Origin of the sequence: Streptomyces zaehneri (genome assembly GCF_032248645.1) — a bacterium.
Taxonomy (GTDB): domain Bacteria; phylum Actinomycetota; class Actinomycetes; order Streptomycetales; family Streptomycetaceae; genus Streptomyces; species Streptomyces coriariae.
Genome location: NZ_JASTTJ010000084.1, coordinates 1 through 285 on the forward strand (window position 1 = coordinate 1; position 285 = coordinate 285).

Sequence of the window (285 nt, forward strand, 5' to 3'; positions counted from 1 at the left end):
GTTCCGGACCCTTCGGGGAAAGGAAAGTGGTGGAGCCGACGAACCAGACTTGCAGTAGGTGAGTGATGGGGTGACGCAGGAAGGTAGTCCATCCCGGGCGGTGGTTGTCCCGGGGTAAGGGTGTAGGGCGAACGGTAGGCAAATCCGCCGTTCACATAGTCTGAGACCTGATGCCGAGCCGATTGTGGCGAAGTGGATGATCCTATGCTGTCGAGAAAAGCCTCTAGCGAGTTTCATGGCGGCCCGTACCCTAAACCGACTCAGGTGGTCAGGTAGAGAATACCG

1 rRNA gene is annotated in these 285 nt (G+C 57.9%); it reads left to right on the forward strand.

The features are described 5' to 3' along the window. Positions 1-284 (forward strand): 23S ribosomal RNA (locus QQM72_RS40745); the annotation flags it as partial. Position 285: the final 1 nt, after the last annotated feature.